Source organism: uncultured Gimesia sp. (genome assembly GCF_963976445.1).
Classification (GTDB): domain Bacteria; phylum Planctomycetota; class Planctomycetia; order Planctomycetales; family Planctomycetaceae; genus Gimesia.
The window spans coordinates 233308-256103 of the sequence record NZ_CAXBKP010000004.1 but is presented as its reverse complement, the minus strand read 5'-3'; the positions used below and the strand labels follow the sequence as shown (position 1 = coordinate 256103).

The window sequence follows — 22796 nt, the reverse complement described above, 5'->3', positions numbered from 1 at the left end:
GATCAGAGGCGGAAATGGAATGTTTTGCGGAAATAACGCCATAACCATTGTCCCGTTGTTAACTGACTGACCAGAAATCGGGCCTTGCCTCGCATATTCGCACGAAATAAGACCACATCTTCACTAAGCGGGACAATCGCCTGATAGGCCGTGCTGGTTAACTTTTCCCGTCCATCTTTATCTGTCACTGTTGGTAATTCTCCCCCCATTTTATTGGAGAGAGTCGGTGGAACATAATCAAGATGGCCATGTGCAACACGTTCTATTTTTGACTGATAGGTTTTATCCGGTAAATGTTCCAGCTTGAGTTCGACTGTCTGCTCCACATTGAAATCATTCCGGTACTCCTGATCGATAAACAAGACCGCCTGAAAACGGGTACCGGGAGCAATACTCAGCATGTGGGTCCGCTCTTCGAGATAACAGTTGGCATTTTTAGCATCGAGAGGCGATCCAAACCAACGTGACAATTGCTTTTTGGAATCAGATAATTTGGGTTCTGGTTGACTTGCCGGCGCGACCACAGTTCCACTAATCGGGGCAATCACTTTCATATTACTCAGGTGCTCTTGAATTTCTGCAATTCTTTCTTCGATCGTTTCTAATTCCTCTTTTGAAACTTTCACACCTGCCAAGTCATCTAAGGCCATATATTTCTTGATCTCATCTTCTTGAACCTGACGCGCGTTTTTTAACCTGTTGAGCTCATCTTCCTTTTCGAGATTCACAATGCTCGCCAGAAGCTGACCTTTCTTCACATGCTGTCCTGGTTCAACGTAGACTTGATCCAATCTACCACTCTCAGTTGTATAAACATGCTTAACGTCATAGCCCTCTACGATGAAAGGAGCTTCAAAATGCATGGGAACTGGGATTAGGAGAATTCCAAGAATCACAGCGGCAAAGACTGTCAATGTCGCTGATACTTTCCAGTAATTCATGGGTTCGGTCCTCGGTGCAGAAATAATTTTGTAAATGTTGGAGACAATACCCCAAACAAATGTCACGATGGAAATCACAGCGAGTGTGATACCAATACTCTGTAAATCATATGGTTTCAGAACGGTATAAAGAAAAAGCGTAATACCGAACATAATGAACCAGCGATATATCGATGCAGATAATGCATAAACGATAAACCAGAATTTTCCGGTTTCTGGCATAAACGGATCTTTCTGAGACTCGATTCCCAGACAAAACCAGGCAAATGTATCGCGAAGATGTTTATCTGCTTTTTGCCTTAAATTGGGAATTTCCAGCAAATCGCTCATCATATAGTAGCCATCAAACCGCATCAGCGGGTTGGCATTAAAGATCACGGTTGTCACCGTGGAAACGAAAAACAGATTCAATGCCAGATGGTTCAGCAGACCTGGTTTTGTAAACCACCAGATCCAGACAGCGACCGCCGACATAATCACTTCGATATACATCCCCGCGCCGCCAATAATAATCCTCTGCCATTTATTTCGCAGCATCCAGGAATCGGATACGTCACAATACAGACAGGGACTGAAAACCAGGAACATAATCCCCATCCCGTGACACTCACCACCATAGTGCTTGCACGATATACCATGCCCAAACTCGTGAACGACTTTCGCAGCACCGAGTACAAACCACATGTAAATCAAGTTGGGCCAGCCAAAGAATTGCTGAAATTCGGGCAATCGACTGCGAAACGCTTCAAATTGCACGCCGATCAATATCCAGGAAGAGACAATGAGCAAAGTAAACATTGTCGTTGCCCCGGAACGCCACATCCATTTCACATAGGGGTATAACCATTGCAGCGTCGTTTCCGGGTCCCAACCAGGGAGTCTGAGATACATCAGATTTTTAAAGGTGGTAACTAATTTCTTACTATGCTCTTCACGACGCTGCTTGATCAGCGTCACACCTTGCCCCGGTCGTCCGCTGGTCAACAGGCCTTTGCGATATAAGTCCGAAATCAATTGCTGAATTTCTGAAATGGAAAGCAATAATGTTGGATATTGCCGGTGCACTTCATCCTTGATCTCATCGGGATTCCGCTCTCCATTTAACAGATTCAGAATATAGAACTGCTCAGGATGAAGACGTGTGTACTTGAGGGAGACCGGATCTTTGATAACCCAGTATCCCAAACCTTTGTAGTGAATCCACTTGCTGATTAAATCATCGCGCACGCTCAACGGAATAGGCCGTTCGGTTGAGGATGTCATGGATTCGCTTAAAGTGCTCATATGCTGTGAATGTCTTTAACGGGAAAGAATACTTGAACGTGACGGTGAAACAGTAACTTTAATATGCCTATTTTTTGACTGAAGTTTCTGCTGCAACTTTGTTGTTCGATTTATCAGGTAGAATTTTCATCGTCGCCATATATCCGGCTTTCAAGATATTTTCGGGGTTTTCCACTTCGGCCCAGACGCGAATCGACTTTCCATGAATGGGCTCGACTTCGACATCAATATAAATGATCCGCCCGTTATATTTCTTATCTTCAATCGGCAGACGAATTCCGGGAATGTCTAATTGAACTTCAACCGGTGTTCCCACCTGAAACTTCCAGGTATCGTCGATGTTAACATTACATTCCACTTTGACACGTTTGGTACTGACGAGCTCTATTACTTCATCGCCGTGTCGGACAACTTCACCGGTTGAGCGGAATTTTTTTGTGACAACCCCATCAAAGGGAGCCACAATTTTAGTCTCTTCTATCTGGGCATCAATTTCTTCAAGCTGTAACTTGCTCATCTCTAACTCAAGCTCAGCCTGTTCAATTTGCAGATCACTTTTTTCCGCGTTGAGCTGCAACCGTTTAATGTCCAGCTTCGAAATCGCATTCGATACACGTTTATTGATATCCAGATTCATCTCCAGTTCAACATAAGCGGTGTCTCGTGCTTTTGTGGAATAACGAACCTCGATATCATTGGATGACCGCTTTTCGGCCGTCTTGCGTGATGCCTTTAATGCATCGCTCTTTAAAGCCGCAATCACCTGGCCTTTTTTGACCTGTTCGCCTTCATTCGGTTCGACAAATTCGAGCACACCTGGGCGGTCACTTCCCAAAATCACACGATCAATCAATTTAATACGACACTCATTGACGATAATCTCAGACCCTGGATTGGATGACGTGGTTTTTTCTTTCGCTTGATCGCCTGCATCAAGACTTCCTTCAGCCAGAATCAGGCTAGCTCCGATCATCAAAATCACGCAGAAAAAAGTATTCACTAAGCTTAACTTCATTTCTTCACCCTCAAATTGAATCCGATATTTTAGTGAAAGCGGAAATTTCTTCCCGGTCCGTCGATCTGTCAACAATCTTTGGCAGATATAAATATAGACACTTCTGAGCCTCATATCTAACGCTCGCCTCCCCCCGCTGACAAGCGATTTTCCACAATCCAATCATGAATTTTAAGAGGGAGGTTGGAACATAACGCCAGGTTGTAACAGGACACCCCGGCGGCACATACGTCATATTTCACCTATTTACACCATCCAACCAGAATCCCGACGTTCATTACAAACTCATTCGATATGAGATCCATCGTAAATCTATATCAGCTTTAGAATTATACCAGTTCTCATTATACGCATGTTATACTTTAAATATTTGACCGTCTCTTATGGTATCAGGCCATTTGTAGGAATCTTCCCCCTTAAACCGGTTAGACAAACCTTCCGTTTCAAATACGCAACATAGGGAAAAAATTAAGTTTACGACAAATTCCTTTTTTGCAAACGCCCTCACTCCCGAATAAAATCAGAGTATGTAAAATTGTCCAGACAATGAAAATTGATGTGACAACACACTAAAAACCATTTTTTCTGGCAGTCTTACCGTATAATTTCCAGAAGGCATCTGTCTTTAGAAATTTGAGAACCGGTTAATAAACAGACCAAACAGGTAACTTATCTAGATGACAAGTACTCAATCACCCACCCAGACCCGTGAACGTGTTATTCGTATTGCACGGGAAATCGAAGAATTCGCTCATTCAAATGTGGCAGCGGAGACGTTTTTTCGTGAATTCCTCAGAAGAGTGGTAGCCGGCCTGGGAGCCACGGCAGGAGCAGCCTGGTTAATCGACGAAAGTGGACGGCTTGCCATCAAAAGTGAAGTGAACCTGGCTGATACCGGTTTTTATGAAGAACCGGAAGCCATTCTTAAAAACCAGCGATTGTTATCCGACGTCTTATCGACAGCGGAAGCACGGATCTTCGCTGCAGACAATGAGAGCGACGTCCATTTACCGACTGATAACCTCATCGTTGTCGCTGCATTAACCATCCGAAAAAAGCCGGTTGGCGTCATTGAAATCTTTCAACGATCAAATTCTCCTAAACAAGCCCACTCAGGTTATCTGCAATTCGTTGAGCAGATGTCAGGCTATGCTTCGCACTATCTGGCAGAACGCGAAAAAGCCAGTAAAACGGATTCTTCACTCGAAGTCTGGGAAGAAGTCGATCAATTCGTACAACAAATCCATCGTAGCCTCGATCTAGCAGAAGTCTCTGCCACCGTTGTCAACGATGGCAGACAACTGCTTGATGCAGACCGAGTCAGTCTGGCGATGCAACACGGCAAGAAAACCGTCATTGAAGCCATCAATGGTCAGGATAAAGTAAATAAGCGCGCCAACACGGTACGGCTACTTTCCAATCTATCCAACAAAGTACTTTCCATGCGGGAGACATTCATTTATTCGGGGGCAGTTGAATCCATCCCGCCTCAGATTGAAGAACCGCTGGCAGATTATCTGCAGGAAAGTGGAACCCGAATGATCATGATCGTCCCTCTGTTTGAGCCCGAGAAGGTCATCAAGAACGACGAGGAAGCACTGGGAGGCCGCAAAAAAGATGTCCCCAAAAAACTGATCGGTGGTTTGATTATTGAGCAAATTACAGACAGTCAACCAAGACCACACTTAGAAAAACGTGCAGATCTGCTCGCCGGTCATATTGCCAGCGGTATTGCGAATTCTCGCAATCATGAAAGTATTTTCCTGATGCCTTTCTGGCGGTTCATTGGTCGTTGCTTTGCGGCATTAAGAGGAAAGACCCTTGTCAAAACCCTGGTCATTACAGCGATCATCGTAGCGGCAGGGATTGCTCTTGCTTTAGTCCCCTATGATTACCGTGTTACCTGTGATGGCAGACTCATGCCCACAATTCAACGGGAAGTATTCACGAACTGGGAAGGTGAAGTCGTCGCAATTCATGTTGAAAGTGGTCAACGGGTGAAAAAAGGGGACCTGCTGATCGAGATTCGCAATGAAGACTTAAAAGCTCAAGCACTGGAAACACAAAACAAGTTAAATGAACTTCGCTTGTCCATGTTGGCCGTCAATGCAAAACTCCAAGCCGGTAACAATAATAAACGTCCCACAGAGGATATTATCAATCTGCAAGGGAAATTAAATGAAACGCGCACACAGATTTTCGGCGTGGAAAAACTTTTGGAAATCTTAAAGGACCGTATGGAAAAGCTGAATGTCAAAGCGCCCATTGATGGCGTAGTCACAACCTTCCAGATCGAGCAACTTCTGATTAACCGCCCTGTACAACGTGGAGAATTACTGCTGGAAATCATGGATCCGACAGGTCCCTGGCAATTAGAACTTGACGTCGAAGAAAAACGAATGGGACATATTCTTAGAGCCACTGAGAAAAAAGGCAGCATCGACTTGCCAGTCGAATTTATTCTGGCCACCTCGAACGAACTAACTTACGAAGGTGAAGTCACCGAAATCTCAACGCGTGCCAATTCCTCTGAAGAGAGCGGCAGTGTCGTGGAAACCTATGCCACCTTCAACAAAGAAGAACTGCCAATGCTGCGTATCGGTGCAGAAGTTAGCGCAAAGATTGACTGTGGAGAACGCAGCTTATTCTATGTGCTGTTTGGTGATGTCGTCGAAACCTGCCGACGCTTCTTCTGGTTATAAGACACATTGATTCAACGAAACCTGAAATAAAAACAGCTCCCTTGTTCCACGAACAAGGGAGCTGTTTTATTAAACGAGTGCAAACTCGGAACTAATTCTTGTCTACTGGCTTTGTCTCTTCTTTCTTAGCTTCCGTTTTCGCAGGCGCTGCCTTGGCAGCATCTGCTTTCTTGATTTCTGCTTTTTCATCGTGTTTATGATCGTCGTGATCATGACCTTCATGACCTTCATGACCTTCATGACCTTCATGACCTTCATGTTCGAGGTCAACGTGGAAATGATCATCGCCCACGTCCAGATGAAAATGACCGTTCAAATCTGATTCGGCTTTAACCGATTCAGGAATCGCTTTTCCTGCTGCGACAAAACGCGAAGACTTGCCATCTTTTTCGCCCTCTAATGGTTTCGCAGCCAGTGGAATCTCATGCTCCTTGTCACCAACTTCCATATCAAAATCGATGCTTTCGCCTTCAATGGGGAATGGTGTTTTGGCATCCGGGCCTAAAATAAACGCCGTCATAGTACGGTTCTTGCCATCAAAAACCACTTCCATATGATATTGTTCTTCGCCGACTTCCAACAGATGTCCGCCATTCGGCCCGTGTTCATGAGCGTGACCATGATCATGTTCGGCTTCAGAAGAGGCCACTGAGTCTTTATCGTCAAATGTACGAGTATCCTCTTTGGATGAACATCCCACAAATAATGCCAAACCAAGACCACAAACCGCCACCCGAAACGATTGAGAAAAACGCATATTCCATTCCTTATTTAAGCGTAGAAAACTTCTGAATGATTGTGAAACCATTTTGCCCCCGCAGCCACTTACTGCTACTAGCAAATCATAGCAAAATCGAACATAAAAAAAAGTCTTTTGCAATAGAATTGTAAAAGCTTATTGAATCCCCTCTTCCTGAGCCTGTGCGGCATTGGGTTCTTCATCTTGGATGTAAGTTTTTCCGCGATAAAACCGGGCCACGAAAACAAACAGGATCGCCGCGACAAACATCAGACCAGAGAAGAACCAAAAATAGGCAGCTCCTTCCAACCGCGAAGTCTTTTCATCAATCATGATAAATTCATTCACGCCAGATGTGAGCAAATTCCCCACAGTTACTGAGAGCAAATAGAGCGACATGATAAACGACTTCATCGATTTGGGAGCCTGCGTGTAGGCAAATTCGAGACAAGTAATAGAAATCATGACTTCGCCTGCTGTGATCACCAGATACGGAACTGCCTGCCACAGCATATAGGGGGGATTGTCTGGAGAACGATCAATGGCGAGCTGAATCAATGCGACAATGGCAAAGGAAGCCGCTGTCAAAAAGAAACCAATCGAAACTTTCCTCAAGGGAGTCAGAGGAAAGACTTTATCGATGAGTGGATAAACGACATAGTTAAATGTCGGCACCAGAACTAAAATGAAAAAAGGGTTGAACGCCTGAATCTGAGCCGCTTTTAATTCATACCCTCCGATAGAAACGGTTTTCATCTGAGTCGCTTGAATCACCCATGTTGATCCCGTCTGGTCGAATAATGCCCAGAAGATCGGCACAAACACGTAAAACAGTACGGAAAGATTGAGTATGGCTTGTAAACCTTCTTTTCCAAGCGTCTCTGTACGAAATTTTTTCCAGCCCGAGGGTGGTATATGTACGAACTGATTCCTCCCCATCCAAAACAGAATTGTCGCGATCAACATCAATACCCCAGGCAAGCCAAAAGCATAATGTGGTCCATAATTGATCAGTACGACGGGTATCAGTAGCGAAGAAACGAATGCGCCCAGATTAATCGCGATGTAAAACCAGCCGAAGATTTTACTCAAAAGATGCTGGTTCTGCTTGCCAAATTGATCTCCCACGTGTGCCGAGACACAGGGTTTAATCCCCCCGGATCCGATGGCAATCAGCATCAAGCCTAGAAAGAGCCCCAGCCGCGTCTCGTCAATGGCAAGTGCAAGATGCCCGAGACAGTAGACGATGGAGAGCAGCATAATTGTTTTATATTTACCCCAGAAGACATCTGAAAGAATCGAGCCTAACAGGGGGAAAAAATAAGCCGAAGCGACGAAGTAATGAAACACAGCGGTCGCTTCATTGCCCGACATATGATCCATTTCACCGCTGGCATTCAACATGTATTGCGTCATAAATACAACCAGGATGCCCCGCATCCCGTAAAAGCTGAACCGTTCGGCCGTTTCGTTCCCCACAATATAAGGAATCCCGGAGGGCATTTTGTTCGTGGGTACGGGAGCCGTCTGATAATTTGCCTGTGCCATTGTTTTATAAAGTCCTTCCACAAAGGTGCGGCGCTTGAATTTGGTTATTCATCTCTCTGCCAGTCGGTTTCGATGCGCTGCGTCTGAACGCCATCTTTAGTCGGGGTAAACTGATAAATGCAATCCGCATAGCGTTCAAACGTAGATGGATCATGATGACTGATCATAATAATCTGAAAACCGAGAGCCTGTCCCGCCTCGTGAATAATTTTGACTAAGCGAGGCACCAGATCCGGCCGTAACCAGCAATCCTGTTCATCCAGAACTAAAACGCGTCGGTGCTCTGATTCATCCAGAGTCATCAGAGCAAACATCCGCAAACCCACCGACAAAACATTCGCTACCGAGCCTCCCTGGCCGCGCATGATATCTTCTATGTTTCCCTCACGTTCGATCTGAAATTCGACGGTGGCTGCGTTGCGTTTCCATTCTGCCACTGCTTTCAATTTGAGAGGCTGCTCCAGCACTTCCTGCAGCGCGATAGTCAATTTTTCCTGAATCAACTGCAGTTCCTGCTCAAACAGCTGCCCGCTCAAGGTTTCCAACGCTTCCGTCACCTGCTCGGAAATCGCAATATACGTTTCCGTTTTCTGCATTTGCTCAGCCAGCTGGGACGCTTCTTTGCTTTTCTGCTTACGCACGGCCGCCAACTCCCAGCATTTACGTTGTAAATGGATAGGCGAGCGCAACTCCCCTTGGGAAGAAGTGGGATCCTGGTTGGAAAATGCCTCAGTCATGAATTCAGTTCAAATCCGCTCTCATAAGTTTCAGGAGGCATCCGTCGCGTGATGCTCTGTTTCAATTTTTGCCAGATCGGCTTCAATTTTTTCCAGCGTCTGATGGTACTCCGCACGCTTGCGTTCATTTTCCGCCTTGATCTGTTTCAGTTTTTCCTTCAACTCATCCAGCTGATCTGTTCCATACTCGTCTTGCGCCTGCTGTTTGAGTTCATTCAGATTTTTTTCGGCATTGACCAGATCGCGTTCTGACTCGATTTTGCGTTTATTCAGCTTCTGGAACTGATCCGTCAAAGCTTCGATATCAGGTATAAACTCTTGATTATTGGACGACATCTTTCGAAACCTCACTTGCTAATTTTCTGACTTCTTCTGCAACGGATGGTTCAAATTGCTCCAGATTTTTCGTCAGGAACAGCTGTAATCCCGCTCCCGTGTCAGTCTTTCGCGACTGTAAATCTGCCAACCCGGAAATAAAGGCGGAAGGAATTCCCTCTTCTGTTTCCTCCAAGACCTCTTCGTAAAATACTTCATCAAACACCTGATGCGGAACTTCAATTACGGAACGTTCCCAACCCTTAGCTGTTACTTCCAGTTTCAACACAGAAGGAACATGAGACCGCGAGGCATCACTGCGCGATCTGCGAATAATATTTCCAGGAGTCACCCACGTCGTCTGCCCTTTGACCACATCTTCCAGTGTGCGATGAATATGGCCGTTAATGACAAAATCAACTCCTTCGATTTCGTACGGCTTAAAATGCCCCTGCTCTTCATAACCGGGAACGATCAGATCGTGATGAGAAACCCAGATCACCAGTGGTTTCTCTTCACTCTCATTATATTCAATTGACTTCGGCAGTTTTCTCCCCCAGGAAGTCCCGCCGATGATCACAGAACGCCCCGCCATTCTCCCCCGCCAAGGTGTCTCTTCTGAAAGCAGACGATATTTGTCCGCCTGGATGAGAATGCTCAGCGTATCGTGTTCATTCAGCTGATTTTCCCTGCAATCATGGTTCCCATAGATTCCATACACGGGAGATTCAAACAGTGCCAGCAACTCATAGAGCAACCAGTTCTGATTGTCACGGGGTACATGAAACAGGTCGCCGAGAATAACCGGCAGTAACTTCTGTTTTTCCGCGGTCTGCAGGCACCACCGTAGTTTCTCCAGGACCACCTGAGGATATTCGTCTTTACGAAAACCGGGAACCCGTCCCTCGATGTGTGGATCGCCAATCAGCAGCACACCGCAATATTCATCACGTTCCATGAGTGTGCCCCTTCAGTCCCGTTTCCGCAGTCTGAATAAATTGCTCCGGCTCCATTTCGGCCCCACAAGTCGGACAGCTCGGATTTGCCTTCACCCAGTCAACCAGTTCCGCGCGAACTGATTCATGCTCTGCTTCACATTCTTGAGAAACTTTCTGTAACTGATTGAACTGAGCTTGAGCCTCCTCCCATTGCTGGCAGATCTGTTCGACCATGAGCATATCAGCCATTTCGGGTGGCGGGGTGCAGTTTTCTAAAACCAGAGATTCGATACGGTCGAGCCTCATTCTTTCTTCGGCAGCATGCAGCTTCTCGATCAATTTCTGGAGTTGGTCTGTCTCCCTCAACTGAGGTGGCTCGTTTAAGTCATGCAGACATTCACCTGTTGCACTGGCCCGTTCACAACTCTGTTCCTGAGACCGAATTTCCTCTATCAATGCGCTCAGTAAACGCTCATCGACTAATTCAGGTGGTTCATCTAAATCCGATAGAGTTGATACATTGCATCGCGTTTGCTTTACCTGCTGTTCAGCGACCCTTAATCGCCGTGCCAAGAGCTCCAAAGGTTTCTCTGGAACCTGGTTGAGTTCCTCGGGCAACAAGCTCAAGGCGGCTACATTTTGTTCCAGTTTCACGACATGCTGCGCAGATTGCTGCAAGCTCTGAATCGAGCGTTCCAACTCTTGAATTTGTTGATCTGCCGCGCGTAACGCTTCATATGTTTTGCCAAGCTGCTCCAGCTTCGATTCCAGATCGGGAATCGGAGTCAGAATTTCCAGGGTCGTTGCAATCTGCTTTGACTCAGCCTGTTGACGCTGAAAGTCCTGCTGGGCAGACTTTACCTTACCACGATGCAACTTCTGCATTTCGATCAGAATAGAGGCATCAGAAGATGAAGCGAAGAAACGGGCCGCCCGACTGCCTCGTTCACCGAGTAAGAAAATGGGCGATTTCTGTTCGCCGAAATGGACGTCGAACTCATCACTATCTCCCGCTTTGACTTTTGAAAGTCTAAGGACCTCTTGTAATTGATCAGGAGTTTTTCGATGAATGTCTATTCCATCAATACAATAACTGGCGTTTTTCTTCTTCCGTTTCCACTCGATGGTATGACCATCGTCCGTTTCCACAATCACGCGGCACTCTTTGGCACCATGCCTGATCATGTAATTACCTTTGGTATTCTCTGCCAGGTTTTGTAGTGCAGAGATAAAGGCAGACTTACCGCAATTATTGGGTCCTGTCAGAACGGTCAGGCCGGGCGACAGATCAATCACGGTATGTGAGTGGCTCATGAAATTATGTAATGTGATCCGCTTTAACATGGCTGTAAGTATAATCTCCGCCGATCAGAAATCACAGGATCGGCATACCTGGTATTTCAGATCCCCCTGATAATCAGACCATTGCTTTTCCCTGTGAATTCGATTCAAATAAATAGTACCGGTGGGCAGGCCCCTGAATTTCCTGCCCTCTTCCTGCACTCTATTTAATGATCGAATTAAGGTTCGTCTATGATCACCTCATACAAATGCCTGTTGGCGATTGCTATTATGCTCAGTCTCTCATTTCCAACTCAGTCAACATCGGCTGCAGATCAATTCTGGGTCTACGTCGGCACCTATACTCGTGGTAGCGATAGCCAGGGGATTTATCAGCTGCTGATGGATGCCAAGACTGGCAAGCTGACGCATGTAAAAACCACCAAAAATGTGGATAACCCCTCGTTTCTCGCAATTCACCCCAATCAGAAAACCCTGTTTGCTGTCAACGAAATCGGTGATTTTCAAGGCCAGAAAGCTGGTGCCGTCAGTTCTTTCGCCATCAATGCCAAAACGGGAGAATTAACATTTCTCAATCAGCAATCTTCCAAAGGCGCAGCCCCCTGCCATCTTGTTGTTGATGCCACTGGAAAATATGTACTGGTCGCCAATTATACAGGGGGAAATATCTGTTCGCTGCCCATTCGCAAGAACGGAAAACTGAAAGCGAGCGCTGCGTTTGTTCAACACACCGGCTCCAGCGTCAACTCAGCCAGGCAGAAAGCGCCTCACGCCCACTCAATCAACTTAGACAAACAGAATCAACACGCGATTGTCGCTGATCTGGGAATTGATCAACTGCTGGTCTATCAATTTGACTCTGAGGATGGCTCTTTGAAAGCGAATACCATCCCGAGCATCAAAATGCCTCCCGGAGCGGGACCACGGCACTTCGCCTTTCATCCCACTGGAAAATGGGGCTATGTGATCAATGAATTAAATCGAACGATCACTGCAATGGACTACGACGCTAAAAATGGTTCGTTTCAGGAAATCCAGACGATCTCGACTGTACCGGCAGGAACAGCTGCAAAAGGGAACTCAACCGCTGAAGTTCAGGTTCACCCTTCTGGTAAATTTCTGTACGGCTCAAATCGGGGTCCGAACACACTGGCAATGTACCGCATAGACGAGCAGACCGGTAAATTGACCTCCCTCGGTTTCCAATCAACGGGTGGCGCAATCCCGCGGAATTTCAAAATCGATCCGACCGGAAATTTCTTACTGGCTGCGAATCAGGAGACAAACAATATCGTGGTCTTCAGAATCAATCAGCAAACCGGAGTACTGGAAGAAACGGAACATGAAATTCAGGTTCCCAAACCGGTCTGTATCAAATTCCTGCCTGTACCATCTACACCTTAGGGCTGAAGCAGTCTATAATTAAAACAGTTTCATCAGAGATTGAGATTTCCCATCAGGGTGGATGTGCCCCAAACAGGCATACGACATCACGAGATGGTTGATTATATAAGACTTCTAAGCAGAGTACTCAAATCGATGTGGGTTAAAATTTGCGGGATTCAAGATCCCAACACGGCTTGCATGGTCGCAGACCTTGGCGCTTCGGCGCTGGGGCTGAATTTTTATGCGCCCTCGCCGCGCTCGATTGATGTCCCTCAAGCGCTCGAGATCAAAGCAGCAGTCGCCGACAGAAAAGTCACACTGGTCGGGCTGTTCGTAAAACATTCTCTAAGCGAGGTGAAATCGGCCTGCGAAGATCTCGCTTTCAATATGATCCAACTGCACGGCGATGAGTCTCCTGATTTTTTAGCAGAATTAGCACAAGCACTTCCCGAACTTGCGATCATTCGTGCCTTTCGTGCCCAGGGTTCTGACCTATCTGCTCTGTCTGACTTTCTGACCGAATGTGATCAGTGCGGAAAGCGTCCCGACTATGTGTTAATCGACGCTTATTCACCTCAAGCCTACGGAGGGACAGGACAAGTGGCCCCCTGGAAGATGATCCAGGAGCAATTTCGGGAACAAGAATGGCCCCCCCTGATCCTGGCTGGGGGATTAACCCCACAAAATGTGGCTGAGGCCATTCAAACGGTGAAACCGTTTGGCGTCGACACTGCCAGTGGAGTCGAAGAGACACCTGGTATCAAAAGTCAACTTAAGGTCCAAGAGTTTCTGATTCAGACACAAAAAGTGTGAAAATACTTCGCTAAAGCCGGTATAATAGCACACAGCCAGAGATTGAAAGAAGAAGAATCAAGACAGTTTTATATAACTGCCTTGAGAATCGTGGGATAGACTCATACCATATACCCGAGACAGGAATGTCTGAGTATGTGATAGTGAGTCACTAGCAAACTACAGGTGAGGTGAGGAACAAGTTGTTTCTCCAGGGAATACAAAAATATGTCAACCGACTATAAAATTTTATTGATCGAAGATGACCGCGAGATTTCCAGTACACTGAGTGGTGTCATCAAATCAGCGGGGTACAACATCATTGTGGCCCCTAATGGACTGGAAGGCCAAAGACTCGCCCAAACAGAGAATCCCGATCTGGTCATTACCGATATGATGATGCCCAAAATGGGCGGTTTTCCGGTATTGGAAACTTTGAAAGCACTGCCTTCCCCCCCCAGAGTCATTATGATTACTGCCAATGAAGGTGGTCGGCACAAAGCCTATGCAGAAATGCTGGGAGTCGATGACTATCTGAGAAAACCATTTGCGATGGATATCTTTCTGGATGCAATCGCCCGCGTGCTTGCCAAAGATAAAGACAGTGATAAGGCAGAGAAGCCTGCCAAGGGACCGGTTAGTCGCGCACGCAAGAAATCCTGACCCGCATACTCTTCTCGTTTTCATGTGCTGATTACGAAAGCCACGTAGTACCAGTACAGTCCCGTCAATGATGTTAACGTAATATCAATTGTAGAAATCCAGCCCAGTTTTTTATGCAGGCTGCTATGCGCGCAGGGTGCGGGGGGATTTGGAATTCGCTTCAATGCCAGAAACAGAGTCGTCGCCCAGAAGATCGGCGTCGTGACCGCAAATACCAGGTGGACATAGAGTACATTTTTTACGTAGCCCAACTGTTCTGGCGTTAGAGGAGTTTCACGCTGGTTGACAATATTTTGCCAGCCTCCATGCATGATCTGCACATCAATTTCAAAAGCAGCAACTGCCACCAGCAAAACCGCTCCGAGCAAAATCTGCAGTTTTTTATGCAGCGTAAAGTTGCGTTTGATTTTGACGGTATACAGACTGAACAACAATAATGGCACGATCAGGATGAGTGCTGAGACGACGAAATCCAACATAAATGTTGAGCGATAGCCTAAGAATCCGTGCTCCATCTGAGAATCCTGTCATAATTGGGGGTTGGTTTCTAACCTGTTAACATCGAACAATATCAGAACATTCAAACCTCTCCAAGATCAGCCTGTATAATGTCAGATTTCCATGACTGAAAAGATTACTTGAGCGAATACTCTAGTTTTCGTTGTCCTCCGCTTGAAGTGGCAGACTGACTGTTGATAAATTGGGCCTGTTAAAGAGTTATTGAATTGAGCCGTTCATCAGGAAACACAGGAGGTGTTCACGTGCAAGTGTGCGGCGTGATTCCAGCGAGACTGCAATCATCCCGTCTTCCCAAAAAATTATTACTGAATGAGACCGGAAAATCTCTGATTCAGCATACATGGGAAGCGGCAGCAAGCTCGGAAAAATTAGACCGTTTGATCGTGGCCACCGACAGCCTGGAGATTATGGAAACGGTTCACGGTTTTGGAGGGAAAGCCGTCCTGACCGGTGAGCATCCCAGCGGTACGGATCGAATTGCCGAAGTCGCCATCAAAGAACTCTTTGATGCCGAGATTCTGGTCAACATTCAGGGGGATGAACCTGAAATATCTCCGCAGTTTATCGACCAGTTAATCGAACTGCTCATCCAGTCGCCCCAGGCGGAGATGGCGACGTTAGCAACTCCAATTCGCAATCTTGAACAATTACAGGACTCATCCTGTACTAAAGTTGTCTGTCGCACTGATGGATCGGCGATGTACTTCAGTCGTCTGCCAATACCTTACACGAGAGATATCGAGCCGGAAAGTTTGTTACCCGACCAGAGCCCCTGGTTATTGCATTTAGGTATCTATGCGTACCGTAGACCGTTTTTGCTGGATTTAACGAAAATCCCTCCCACTCCGATGGAACAGCTGGAAAAATTAGAACAACTACGTGCCTTGGAGACAGGTGCCACGATTCAAGTCGCTCAAGTTGCACATCCTTCTGTAGGGATTGATACTCCGGAGGATTACGCTCAGTTTGTAACACGCTATAATCAAGAAAATTTATAGCCAACGAACACTGACATTGGATAAAATAGTTCATCGCTCAATTTGGAACGATGATGAAATCATTGAAACGCGTAATCCGGCACGCATTGACCATTCCAAACAAAAGAAGAATCTCGACTTAGTTAGCAGATAGTGAAATGACCAAACATACGACCAAACACATTTTTGTCACCGGAGGCGTTGTCAGTTCTTTAGGAAAGGGGCTCACTTCCGCCTCAATCGGACTGCTTCTGGAACAACGCGGGTTACGAGTTCGCATGCAAAAGCTCGACCCGTACATCAACATTGATCCCGGAACAATGAATCCCTATGAGCACGGCGAAGTCTATGTGCTGGATGACGGCTCAGAAACCGATCTGGACCTTGGTCACTACGAGCGTTTCACGAACAGCCCCCTCTCTCGCAAATCGAATTATACAACCGGTCAAATCTACCAGCGTGTGATTGACAAAGAACGCCGTGGCGAATATCTGGGTGCCACCGTTCAAGTCATTCCCCACATCACCGACGAAATCAAACAGTCGATTTTCAATCTGGATAGTTCCGACGTCGATGTCGTCATCACGGAACTTGGAGGAACCGTAGGTGATATTGAAGGGTTACCGTTCCTCGAAGCGATCCGACAGATTCCCCTTGATATCGGCAAGGAAAACTGTCTGTTCATCCATTTAACGCTAGTTCCCTACATCAAAGCGGCGGGAGAAATGAAAACCAAACCGACACAGCACAGTGTTGGTTTATTGCGACAGATTGGTATTCAGCCCGATGTTTTGATCGTGCGAACCGAACGCCCCATGGATCAAGATCACGCAGACAAAATTGCTCTGTTCTGCAATCTGGAAAAAAATGCTGTGATTGAGGAAGTGGATACGGAATTTTCAATTTACGAAGTGCCTGAAGGCTTGGCCAACGACGGACTCGATAAACTGATCATTAGCAAATTACAATTGGATGCAGAACCACTGGATCTTTCTAATTGGCTAACCCTGCTGAATCGAGTCAAAAACCCGGAACACGAAGTGACCATCGCCGTTGTGGGAAAATACATCGATCACAAAGATGCCTACAAATCAGTTTATGAATCACTGTTCCATGCTGGCTTCCATCACTCCACACGGATACTTCTTAAACGGATTGAAGCTGAAGAAGTCGAACGCCAAGGCGCTGACACGCTACTTGCAAACGTCGATGGACTTCTTGTTCCCGGCGGATTTGGAAAACGTGGGATTGAAGGAAAAATTGCCAGCGTAAAGTATGCTCGTGAAAACAAAATCCCTTACTTCGGAATCTGCCTGGGAATGCAATGTGCGGTGATTGAATTTGCACGTAATGTGTTGGGTTTACCTGACGCACACAGCACCGAGTTTAACAGTGAAACCAATGCCCCTGTGATTTGCTTGCTGGAAGAGCAAAAAGAAATCACAGAAAAAGGCGGTACGATGCGTCTGGGAGCACAGGATTGCATCATTACCAAAGATTCCAAGTCCCATACCTGTTACGGCGCCGATTCGATCAGTGAGCGGCACCGCCATCGGTACGAGTTCAATCCGGAATATAAAACGCAGATGATTGACGCCGGCATGATACCGACTGGCTCCAGCCCGAACGGCAACTTGGTCGAGATCGTGGAAATCCCCGATCACCCCTGGTATCTCGCCGTGCAGTTTCACCCGGAATTCAAATCCAAGCCCGTCAGTCCGCATCCACTGTTTGCCGGATTTGTCGCAGCGGCCTTGAATTACCACCAACAAAAGGTCCGCGTCACTGTTTAACGCGCTGATGTCTGTGCTGGAACGCACCAGGAAAATGAAAACATTCCCCAATGAGTTCCAAGAAAATTGAAACTGGCCTGAACTTAACCGGCTTGCTGAATCTCCATAAACCGCCTGGCATCACCTCGCGCCAGGTGGTGAATCAGATCCAGAAGCAGATCAAACCGGTAAAAGTCGGACACGCCGGCACGTTGGACCCTCTGGCGACTGGCGTATTAGTGGCCTGCATTGGCTCGGCGACTCGATTGATACGTTTCGTGCAGGATCAACCCAAAGAATATATCGGCGAATTCTTACTGGGAAAACGCAGTGACACCGATGATATTTCCGGGAACGTGATTGAGACACCAGACTGCCCCCCCATCACGCGAGAGCAATTAGAAAGCTGTCTACCAGACTTTCTTGGACAAATTGAACAGGTTCCGCCTCAATACTCGGCGGTACATATCGATGGGCGGCGTGCCTATGACCGGGCGCGGGGGGGAGAGACTTTTGAAATTCAGCCCCGAACGGTTGAAGTCTACGAAATTGAATTAACGGCATTTCAGTTTCCCATGTTTCAACTTCGAATCGTCTGCGGTTCGGGAACCTACATTCGATCCATCGGACGTGATCTGGGAGAGCAACTGGGAACAGGCGCAACGATGTCATCTCTCGTACGGACGCGGATTGGCCAGTTCCACCTAAACTCCGCAATGAAACTGGATGAAGACCTCTCACTGGAATCGATCACCCAACATTTGCAACCCGCGACATTAGCAGTCACGAATCTGCCTCAGTATCAATGCAATGAACAGGAACTCCTGTTTCTCAGCCAGGGACGCAAGCTCAAATGCCATTCGGATCGTTTTCCTGATACGAATCAGATTACAGAAATTGCAGTAATGACTCAGGATGGCACACTCGCCGCCATCGCCGAGTGGGACCAATCCATTCATCAACTGTCACCCAGACAGGTCTATTACCAACGCTCATCATAAGCGGTTTAGAAACCACAAAGTCTGGTGAATCAATCCACCGGCGGAGTCATCTATGAAACTGATCCTGGCCAGCACATCCGCCTATCGCGCCGAACAATTGAAACGGCTGGGGCTTGATTTCGAAGCCCATGACCCACAAGTTGACGAAGCATTGTTTAAGCAGGCAGGGTTCACCCCCGAGACGCTGGCCGAGGTACTGGCTCTGGAAAAAGCCAAACAGGTCTCTCAACAATTTCCTGATGCGATTGTGATCGGAGGGGACCAGTTGGTCTCGTTTGAGAATACAATCCTGGGGAAACCAGGCTCAGTACAGGCTGCCATAGATCAGTTAATGTCAATGCAAGGTCAATCGCACACCTTGATCACGGCCATCGCAGTCACAGGGCCAGGCTTTATGGAAACCCACATTAACCGCACGGTCCTCAAGATGCGGCAACTGGATAAGGACACCATCAAACGGTACGTTCAATTCGATCAGCCGTTAGACTGCGCGGGAGCCTACAAGCTGGAAAGCCGCGGAATCACATTGTTTGAAGAAATCCAATCAACAGATCACTCCGCCATCACCGGCATTCCTCTCATCGCCTTGACGGACCTATTGATCAAGGCCGGAATGACACTCCCCTGATCGAGTGTTTCGCGATTGAATACCAAGATAGAACATCCTTCTGCCCCAAAAACACAAAGCCCACAGAAGTTTCCTTCTGCAGGCTTTGCTGATTCAACAAAAACTAATTTTACTCAGACGGACTGCAAGTCCACCAGAGCTTCCCGCAGACGATTTCGTGCGGTGTGCAGTCGACGCTTGATCGTACCGATCGGACGATCAAATTCGTGACTCATTTCTTTCAAAGACTGTCCTTTGAAATAAAATGAGATCAACGTTTCACGGTCAACTTCACCCAGCTGTTCCAGGCCACCGCGTAATTCAGTAGCCCGTTCACTTTCCAGCATTTTGTCCAAAGGACTTTCTGGTTCATTGTCCAGGACGATGAATGTATCAGGGCTCTGAATGCACTCGTTAGGCCGACGAACAGCTCGGTTAATCGACATCCGAACTGCAATCTGACGCAACCATCCACCGAATCGTTCCGGTGCATTCAGCTGAGACAGCTTTCGCATTGCCTGAATGAAAATATCCTGCGTCACTTCACTGGCTTCAGCGTGATTTCGCAATCGCTTCATCACAATTGCATAGACAGTCGATTCAAATTGAACAACAAGTGAACCAAATGCGTCCCGGTCTCCGTTCTGAGCGGCAGTAACTAATCGAATTAAGTGCTGATCTTCCATTGTATTTTCTCTTCTCTGTCCTTGTTAAAGGACTCTGGTTCATAGATGTTCAAAGTGGTCGCTCTAATCACATTTGAAATGAGAACAAAACAACATACGAGTCAGCCGTGAGACCAGAGAAAGAGTTTGACTCTTCCAGCCAGAAATTCAGGTGTCCTACGTAAGGCTCTCGCCATCAAACATGGCATAGTCAGCTAAAACCTGATGGGTTTTAACCAACCACTTTGAGTAAACGATTTTCTGCTAAAAAGCAGGGAAAGGAGGCTGCTTATGAAGCAGTTCCGGTCACAGTGGTCCTGGTTCCCGTTATCTGCATATCTCTTTGATATTGCAGATGCATCGATGGTTGATGTTGACAACAACTATGCCAACTCATCGAGGGGGTCCCCGGCATACCACCGGATTCCGACAATCGTTCTCCATATAGAAGGTCTAACGCATCTAGACGGAGGGCTGCACGGACGACATCGATGGCTTTCACGACAGCTGCTGTTTTCACAAACGCGCTATTGTTAATTGCTTTGACGACGATACGACGATTCTGTTTAGAAAAAATCATCAGTGCACCTCCTGCGTAAAACCGCAGAGAAAGAGACTAAAAAAGAGAGGCTGATGCCTCATAAATAAAAAACGGATTCAATCCGTTCACAAAATAAACTGTCGAGATTCTCAGATTGATAGTCAAGAACCTCTCTACATCAACTAGACAGCTACAGTCTGTCTTTGGTTCGCGTACTTTTGACAGTTTTCGGTAAAATACCGATTATTTCAAGAGATCTTTCGTGAAATCGCTAAATATTCTTCACCAACCGCGAAAAACACGGCAGACCCAATTTTTCATAAACCGTTTAAAAATAGTCACTTAAAGAAGTAGATCTACTTTACAACTACCCGTAACATATTTTCAGTTATTTTTCAGCTACGGGATCAGATCTCGCTATTTTTGACTGGAAAGAACAGTGAAGACTTTGAAACCACTTTTTAAATTCTGGACGGGCACAAAGGTCTTGGTCGTCAGCGATTGAGAACCGGTAGCTAGACTGAATGTCAGATACGAAGCCGCGATCTCCTGCTTTTTCACTAGTTCTGGTGAGAAGGGCGGCTCTTTCTGCTGGCTTTCCGCCAGTATATTGTAGATTTTCAAGGTCGTTGTCGGCACATCAATCAGAGCCAGGAGATTTGCCTTACTTAGTCCCTTTTCACGTGCCGCTTTAAACGCTGGCTGATTTTGCGCAAGCTGTTTTGAATCAGCCGGTGCATTGAGGGCTGAGAGGAACTTCTTCATGGAAGCAGTTGCTCCCATCGCCTGCAGGACTTTTCCTTCCGGATACGCCATCCGATTGGTGATCCCTGTGGGACCATAAAGAACTTCCAGCATCCGTTTTTGAATCTGCAACGGATCGGAGTCTGGGTCGATCTCCTGTTTGATTACTGTCAGATCGACTGTGACATCACCAACTTTTTCGGCATCGGGCGTGATCGTCACATGCGGTTGCATGCCGGGAAGTGAAATGTTTTTCATCAATGACATCATCTCGCGCGTATATTTTCGCATTTGTTCAGAAGGACTGACTTCTGAAATCGTATAGGCATTCAGGATTCCTTCTGAAAGTTTGCCTAATTCAAATGAAAAATAGTAACTGCCAAATTTCAAATTACGAATCTCTTTGACAATCGTTTCGAATTTCGCCTTGGCTGCGGCATTCTGCTTGGTCTCATCGAACATCTGAGCCGTAATGTTCATGCCCCAGGTAATCAACGCATCCGTATTCCCCGCGCCGGAAAAATAGGCCAATTGGTCTGCTGGGAATTTTCCAAGTTGTGCAAACTCCTGAGGTCGATTTGTCTGAAATAATAGATCGGTTATCGAATTTTCGTTGACTTCAAACAGGCTTTCCACACCAATACCGGAAGAATTGAAATGGAATGCCGTGGTATAACTTTGAGAGTCCTGAACTGCCTGCAAGGCTCCTTTTGCTAATGCCGAATACATTGCCATCATGGGCTTCACATTAACGCCAGGAGCAGTATTGACGGATGCAGAAAGTTGATCCAGCCTTTGATCAATTTGTTGCCCCGCAAGGCTAAGTTGTGACTGGTAGATTTGAACCAGTTTTTTTGAATTCACGTAAATGGATAGATCTCCCTTCGCAAAGAGATCCCGAGAGGGCGTACTCAATTGAGAAGAAAAATTCTGATCACGGCTCGTTAACAGAGAAACCGCTTGATCAACCAGCGCCTGATCTTCACTGTAAATAATCCATTTCTCATGAACAGCACTATGATAGCTTTTCCCCAGTGCTTCCTTAGCTGCTTTCTGATCCGTAGCGGGGATCACGTATAGTAATCCCGGTTGCTTTGCCGGACTGAGGAACACGCCCACATACATATCACGAGAAGTATCGACTCCGGCCAGAGTCGGATTAGAAATAGAACGTCCCAGAAACGTAGGTAAGTTCCCGGCCAGGACCCCGCTGAGAGTCTCATCAACCTGGTTCAGTAAGCCGGTTATGTTCTCCTGAGTTTTCTTAGGCTGCTTGAGTCGAATCACAATACCAGCATCGGAGGAAATGGCAGATTCGGGATCAGTGGCTGCGGAAGTAAACGCAATGGGAAAGAAAAGCAAAACAGACGTCAGAAAAGTCTTCCAGTTCACAAACATCAATCAACACTCCATTTATTCAAATCTATGTGGCCCGTAATTTGAGTCTCCATTATATACCCTGTTGATGAACGAGAGGACTGTTTGCCAGTGAGAAAGTCTGACATTTTTAAACCTTTTACAGAGAAAGAGTTAAGTCTATTTCGTCTATAAAGCTTCAACATATCCCAGATTGTGCTCTACACACCCGACGTAAACATAGGAGCCTTG

Annotated in this window: 20 protein-coding genes; 8 read left to right on the top strand and 12 right to left on the bottom strand. The window is 46.5% G+C overall.

Annotation, left to right across the window (positions count from 1 at the left end):
* Window positions 1-2: 2 nt before the first annotated feature.
* Window positions 3-2225, bottom strand: coding sequence for a biotin/lipoyl-binding protein (locus AAC022_RS06935; protein ID WP_339729399.1), 2223 nt, complete (start codon window positions 2223-2225; stop codon window positions 3-5).
* Between the two features lie 67 nt (window positions 2226-2292).
* The gene (locus tag AAC022_RS06930; RefSeq protein ID WP_339729396.1) at window positions 2293-3240 is read right to left on the bottom strand and encodes an efflux RND transporter periplasmic adaptor subunit; all 948 of its coding nucleotides are present in this window, start codon (window positions 3238-3240) and stop codon (window positions 2293-2295) included.
* A gap of 677 nt (window positions 3241-3917) precedes the next feature.
* On the opposite strand from AAC022_RS06930, the gene AAC022_RS06925 reads away from it, so the two are divergent.
* On the top strand, window positions 3918-5942 hold the full coding sequence (locus AAC022_RS06925) for an HlyD family efflux transporter periplasmic adaptor subunit (RefSeq protein ID WP_339729394.1): 2025 nt from the start codon (window positions 3918-3920) through the stop codon (window positions 5940-5942).
* Between the two features lie 91 nt (window positions 5943-6033).
* Here the strand turns inward: AAC022_RS06925 and AAC022_RS06920 are convergent, their stop codons facing one another.
* From AAC022_RS06920 to AAC022_RS06895, 6 genes are all read right to left on the bottom strand, one after another.
* Window positions 6034-6699, bottom strand: coding sequence for a hypothetical protein (locus AAC022_RS06920; RefSeq protein ID WP_339729392.1), 666 nt, complete (start codon window positions 6697-6699; stop codon window positions 6034-6036).
* Between the two features lie 138 nt (window positions 6700-6837).
* Window positions 6838-8229, bottom strand: coding sequence for a POT family MFS transporter (locus AAC022_RS06915; RefSeq protein WP_339729390.1), 1392 nt, complete (start codon window positions 8227-8229; stop codon window positions 6838-6840).
* 44 nt (window positions 8230-8273) lie between these two features.
* Window positions 8274-8966: a DNA repair protein gene (locus AAC022_RS06910; protein ID WP_339729389.1), complete on the bottom strand. Its 693-nt coding sequence runs from the start codon at window positions 8964-8966 to the stop codon at window positions 8274-8276.
* 30 nt (window positions 8967-8996) lie between these two features.
* On the bottom strand, window positions 8997-9302 hold the full coding sequence (locus tag AAC022_RS06905) for a hypothetical protein (protein WP_339729388.1): 306 nt from the start codon (window positions 9300-9302) through the stop codon (window positions 8997-8999).
* Window positions 9289-10239 carry a metallophosphoesterase gene (locus tag AAC022_RS06900; protein WP_339729386.1) on the bottom strand — a complete coding sequence of 317 codons (951 nt, stop codon included), beginning with the start codon at window positions 10237-10239 and terminating at the stop codon, window positions 9289-9291. Before AAC022_RS06900 ends, AAC022_RS06905 begins: the two co-directional genes overlap by 14 nt.
* Window positions 10229-11563, bottom strand: coding sequence for an AAA family ATPase (locus AAC022_RS06895; RefSeq protein WP_339729385.1), 1335 nt, complete (start codon window positions 11561-11563; stop codon window positions 10229-10231). Before AAC022_RS06895 ends, AAC022_RS06900 begins: the two co-directional genes overlap by 11 nt.
* 189 nt (window positions 11564-11752) lie before the next feature.
* Between AAC022_RS06895 and AAC022_RS06890 the strand changes: the two genes are divergently transcribed.
* The 3 genes from AAC022_RS06890 to AAC022_RS06880 all read left to right on the top strand — a co-directional run bounded on the left by AAC022_RS06890 (window position 11753) and on the right by AAC022_RS06880 (window position 14362).
* Window positions 11753-12925 (top strand): lactonase family protein, encoded by a 1173-nt coding sequence (locus tag AAC022_RS06890; RefSeq protein WP_339729383.1) that lies wholly within the window; start codon window positions 11753-11755, stop codon window positions 12923-12925.
* A gap of 135 nt (window positions 12926-13060) precedes the next feature.
* Window positions 13061-13720 carry a phosphoribosylanthranilate isomerase gene (locus tag AAC022_RS06885; RefSeq protein WP_339729380.1) on the top strand — a complete coding sequence of 220 codons (660 nt, stop codon included), beginning with the start codon at window positions 13061-13063 and terminating at the stop codon, window positions 13718-13720.
* A gap of 207 nt (window positions 13721-13927) precedes the next feature.
* Window positions 13928-14362, top strand: a complete 435-nt coding sequence (locus AAC022_RS06880; protein ID WP_339729378.1) for a response regulator — start codon at window positions 13928-13930, stop codon at window positions 14360-14362.
* Window positions 14363-14382: 20 nt separating this feature from the next.
* Here AAC022_RS06880 and AAC022_RS06875 read toward each other — a convergent pair whose 3' ends face one another.
* Complete coding sequence (locus tag AAC022_RS06875) at window positions 14383-14877, bottom strand: DUF420 domain-containing protein (RefSeq protein WP_339729376.1); 495 nt, start codon at window positions 14875-14877, stop codon at window positions 14383-14385.
* Between the two features lie 246 nt (window positions 14878-15123).
* Between AAC022_RS06875 and kdsB the strand changes: the two genes are divergently transcribed.
* The 4 genes from kdsB (at window position 15124) to AAC022_RS06855 (ending at window position 19259) form a co-directional block, all read left to right on the top strand.
* Window positions 15124-15879 (top strand): 3-deoxy-manno-octulosonate cytidylyltransferase, encoded by a 756-nt coding sequence (gene kdsB, locus AAC022_RS06870; protein ID WP_339729374.1) that lies wholly within the window; start codon window positions 15124-15126, stop codon window positions 15877-15879.
* 137 nt (window positions 15880-16016) lie between these two features.
* Complete coding sequence (locus tag AAC022_RS06865; protein ID WP_339729373.1) at window positions 16017-17651, top strand: CTP synthase; 1635 nt, start codon at window positions 16017-16019, stop codon at window positions 17649-17651.
* Window positions 17652-17701: 50 nt separating this feature from the next.
* Entirely contained in the window at window positions 17702-18631 is a 930-nt protein-coding gene (truB, locus tag AAC022_RS06860) for a tRNA pseudouridine(55) synthase TruB (protein WP_339729370.1), read from the top strand.
* A gap of 52 nt (window positions 18632-18683) precedes the next feature.
* Window positions 18684-19259 carry a nucleoside triphosphate pyrophosphatase gene (locus AAC022_RS06855; RefSeq protein WP_339729368.1) on the top strand — a complete coding sequence of 192 codons (576 nt, stop codon included), beginning with the start codon at window positions 18684-18686 and terminating at the stop codon, window positions 19257-19259.
* Window positions 19260-19372: 113 nt separating this feature from the next.
* On the opposite strand, the gene AAC022_RS06850 is transcribed toward AAC022_RS06855, so the two are convergent.
* The 3 genes from AAC022_RS06850 to AAC022_RS06840 form a co-directional block, all read right to left on the bottom strand.
* Window positions 19373-19924 (bottom strand): sigma-70 family RNA polymerase sigma factor, encoded by a 552-nt coding sequence (locus AAC022_RS06850; RefSeq protein ID WP_339729366.1) that lies wholly within the window; start codon window positions 19922-19924, stop codon window positions 19373-19375.
* A gap of 268 nt (window positions 19925-20192) precedes the next feature.
* Window positions 20193-20483, bottom strand: coding sequence for a hypothetical protein (locus tag AAC022_RS06845; protein ID WP_339729362.1), 291 nt, complete (start codon window positions 20481-20483; stop codon window positions 20193-20195).
* Window positions 20484-20861: 378 nt separating this feature from the next.
* On the bottom strand, window positions 20862-22586 hold the full coding sequence (locus AAC022_RS06840; RefSeq protein ID WP_339729361.1) for a hypothetical protein: 1725 nt from the start codon (window positions 22584-22586) through the stop codon (window positions 20862-20864).
* Between the last annotated feature and the right edge of the window lie 210 nt (window positions 22587-22796).

What these genes read in the sequence shown, in the direction of transcription:
- AAC022_RS06935 (WP_339729399.1), bottom strand. Translation starts at nt 2,225, where the DNA reads ATGAGCACTTTAAGCGAATCCATGACATCCTCAACCGAACGGCCTATT.
- AAC022_RS06930 (WP_339729396.1), bottom strand. Translation starts at nt 3,240, where the DNA reads ATGAAGTTAAGCTTAGTGAATACTTTTTTCTGCGTGATTTTGATGATC.
- AAC022_RS06925 (WP_339729394.1), top strand. Translation starts at nt 3,918, where the DNA reads ATGACAAGTACTCAATCACCCACCCAGACCCGTGAACGTGTTATTCGT.
- AAC022_RS06920 (WP_339729392.1), bottom strand. Translation starts at nt 6,699, where the DNA reads ATGCGTTTTTCTCAATCGTTTCGGGTGGCGGTTTGTGGTCTTGGTTTG.
- AAC022_RS06915 (WP_339729390.1), bottom strand. Translation starts at nt 8,229, where the DNA reads ATGGCACAGGCAAATTATCAGACGGCTCCCGTACCCACGAACAAAATG.
- AAC022_RS06910 (WP_339729389.1), bottom strand. Translation starts at nt 8,966, where the DNA reads ATGACTGAGGCATTTTCCAACCAGGATCCCACTTCTTCCCAAGGGGAG.
- AAC022_RS06905 (WP_339729388.1), bottom strand. Translation starts at nt 9,302, where the DNA reads ATGTCGTCCAATAATCAAGAGTTTATACCTGATATCGAAGCTTTGACG.
- AAC022_RS06900 (WP_339729386.1), bottom strand. Translation starts at nt 10,239, where the DNA reads ATGGAACGTGATGAATATTGCGGTGTGCTGCTGATTGGCGATCCACAC.
- AAC022_RS06895 (WP_339729385.1), bottom strand. Translation starts at nt 11,563, where the DNA reads ATGTTAAAGCGGATCACATTACATAATTTCATGAGCCACTCACATACC.
- AAC022_RS06890 (WP_339729383.1), top strand. Translation starts at nt 11,753, where the DNA reads ATGATCACCTCATACAAATGCCTGTTGGCGATTGCTATTATGCTCAGT.
- AAC022_RS06885 (WP_339729380.1), top strand. Translation starts at nt 13,061, where the DNA reads ATGTGGGTTAAAATTTGCGGGATTCAAGATCCCAACACGGCTTGCATG.
- AAC022_RS06880 (WP_339729378.1), top strand. Translation starts at nt 13,928, where the DNA reads ATGTCAACCGACTATAAAATTTTATTGATCGAAGATGACCGCGAGATT.
- AAC022_RS06875 (WP_339729376.1), bottom strand. Translation starts at nt 14,877, where the DNA reads ATGGAGCACGGATTCTTAGGCTATCGCTCAACATTTATGTTGGATTTC.
- AAC022_RS06865 (WP_339729373.1), top strand. Translation starts at nt 16,017, where the DNA reads ATGACCAAACATACGACCAAACACATTTTTGTCACCGGAGGCGTTGTC.
- truB (WP_339729370.1), top strand. Translation starts at nt 17,702, where the DNA reads ATGAGTTCCAAGAAAATTGAAACTGGCCTGAACTTAACCGGCTTGCTG.
- AAC022_RS06855 (WP_339729368.1), top strand. Translation starts at nt 18,684, where the DNA reads ATGAAACTGATCCTGGCCAGCACATCCGCCTATCGCGCCGAACAATTG.
- AAC022_RS06850 (WP_339729366.1), bottom strand. Translation starts at nt 19,924, where the DNA reads ATGGAAGATCAGCACTTAATTCGATTAGTTACTGCCGCTCAGAACGGA.
- AAC022_RS06845 (WP_339729362.1), bottom strand. Translation starts at nt 20,483, where the DNA reads ATGATTTTTTCTAAACAGAATCGTCGTATCGTCGTCAAAGCAATTAAC.
- AAC022_RS06840 (WP_339729361.1), bottom strand. Translation starts at nt 22,586, where the DNA reads ATGTTTGTGAACTGGAAGACTTTTCTGACGTCTGTTTTGCTTTTCTTT.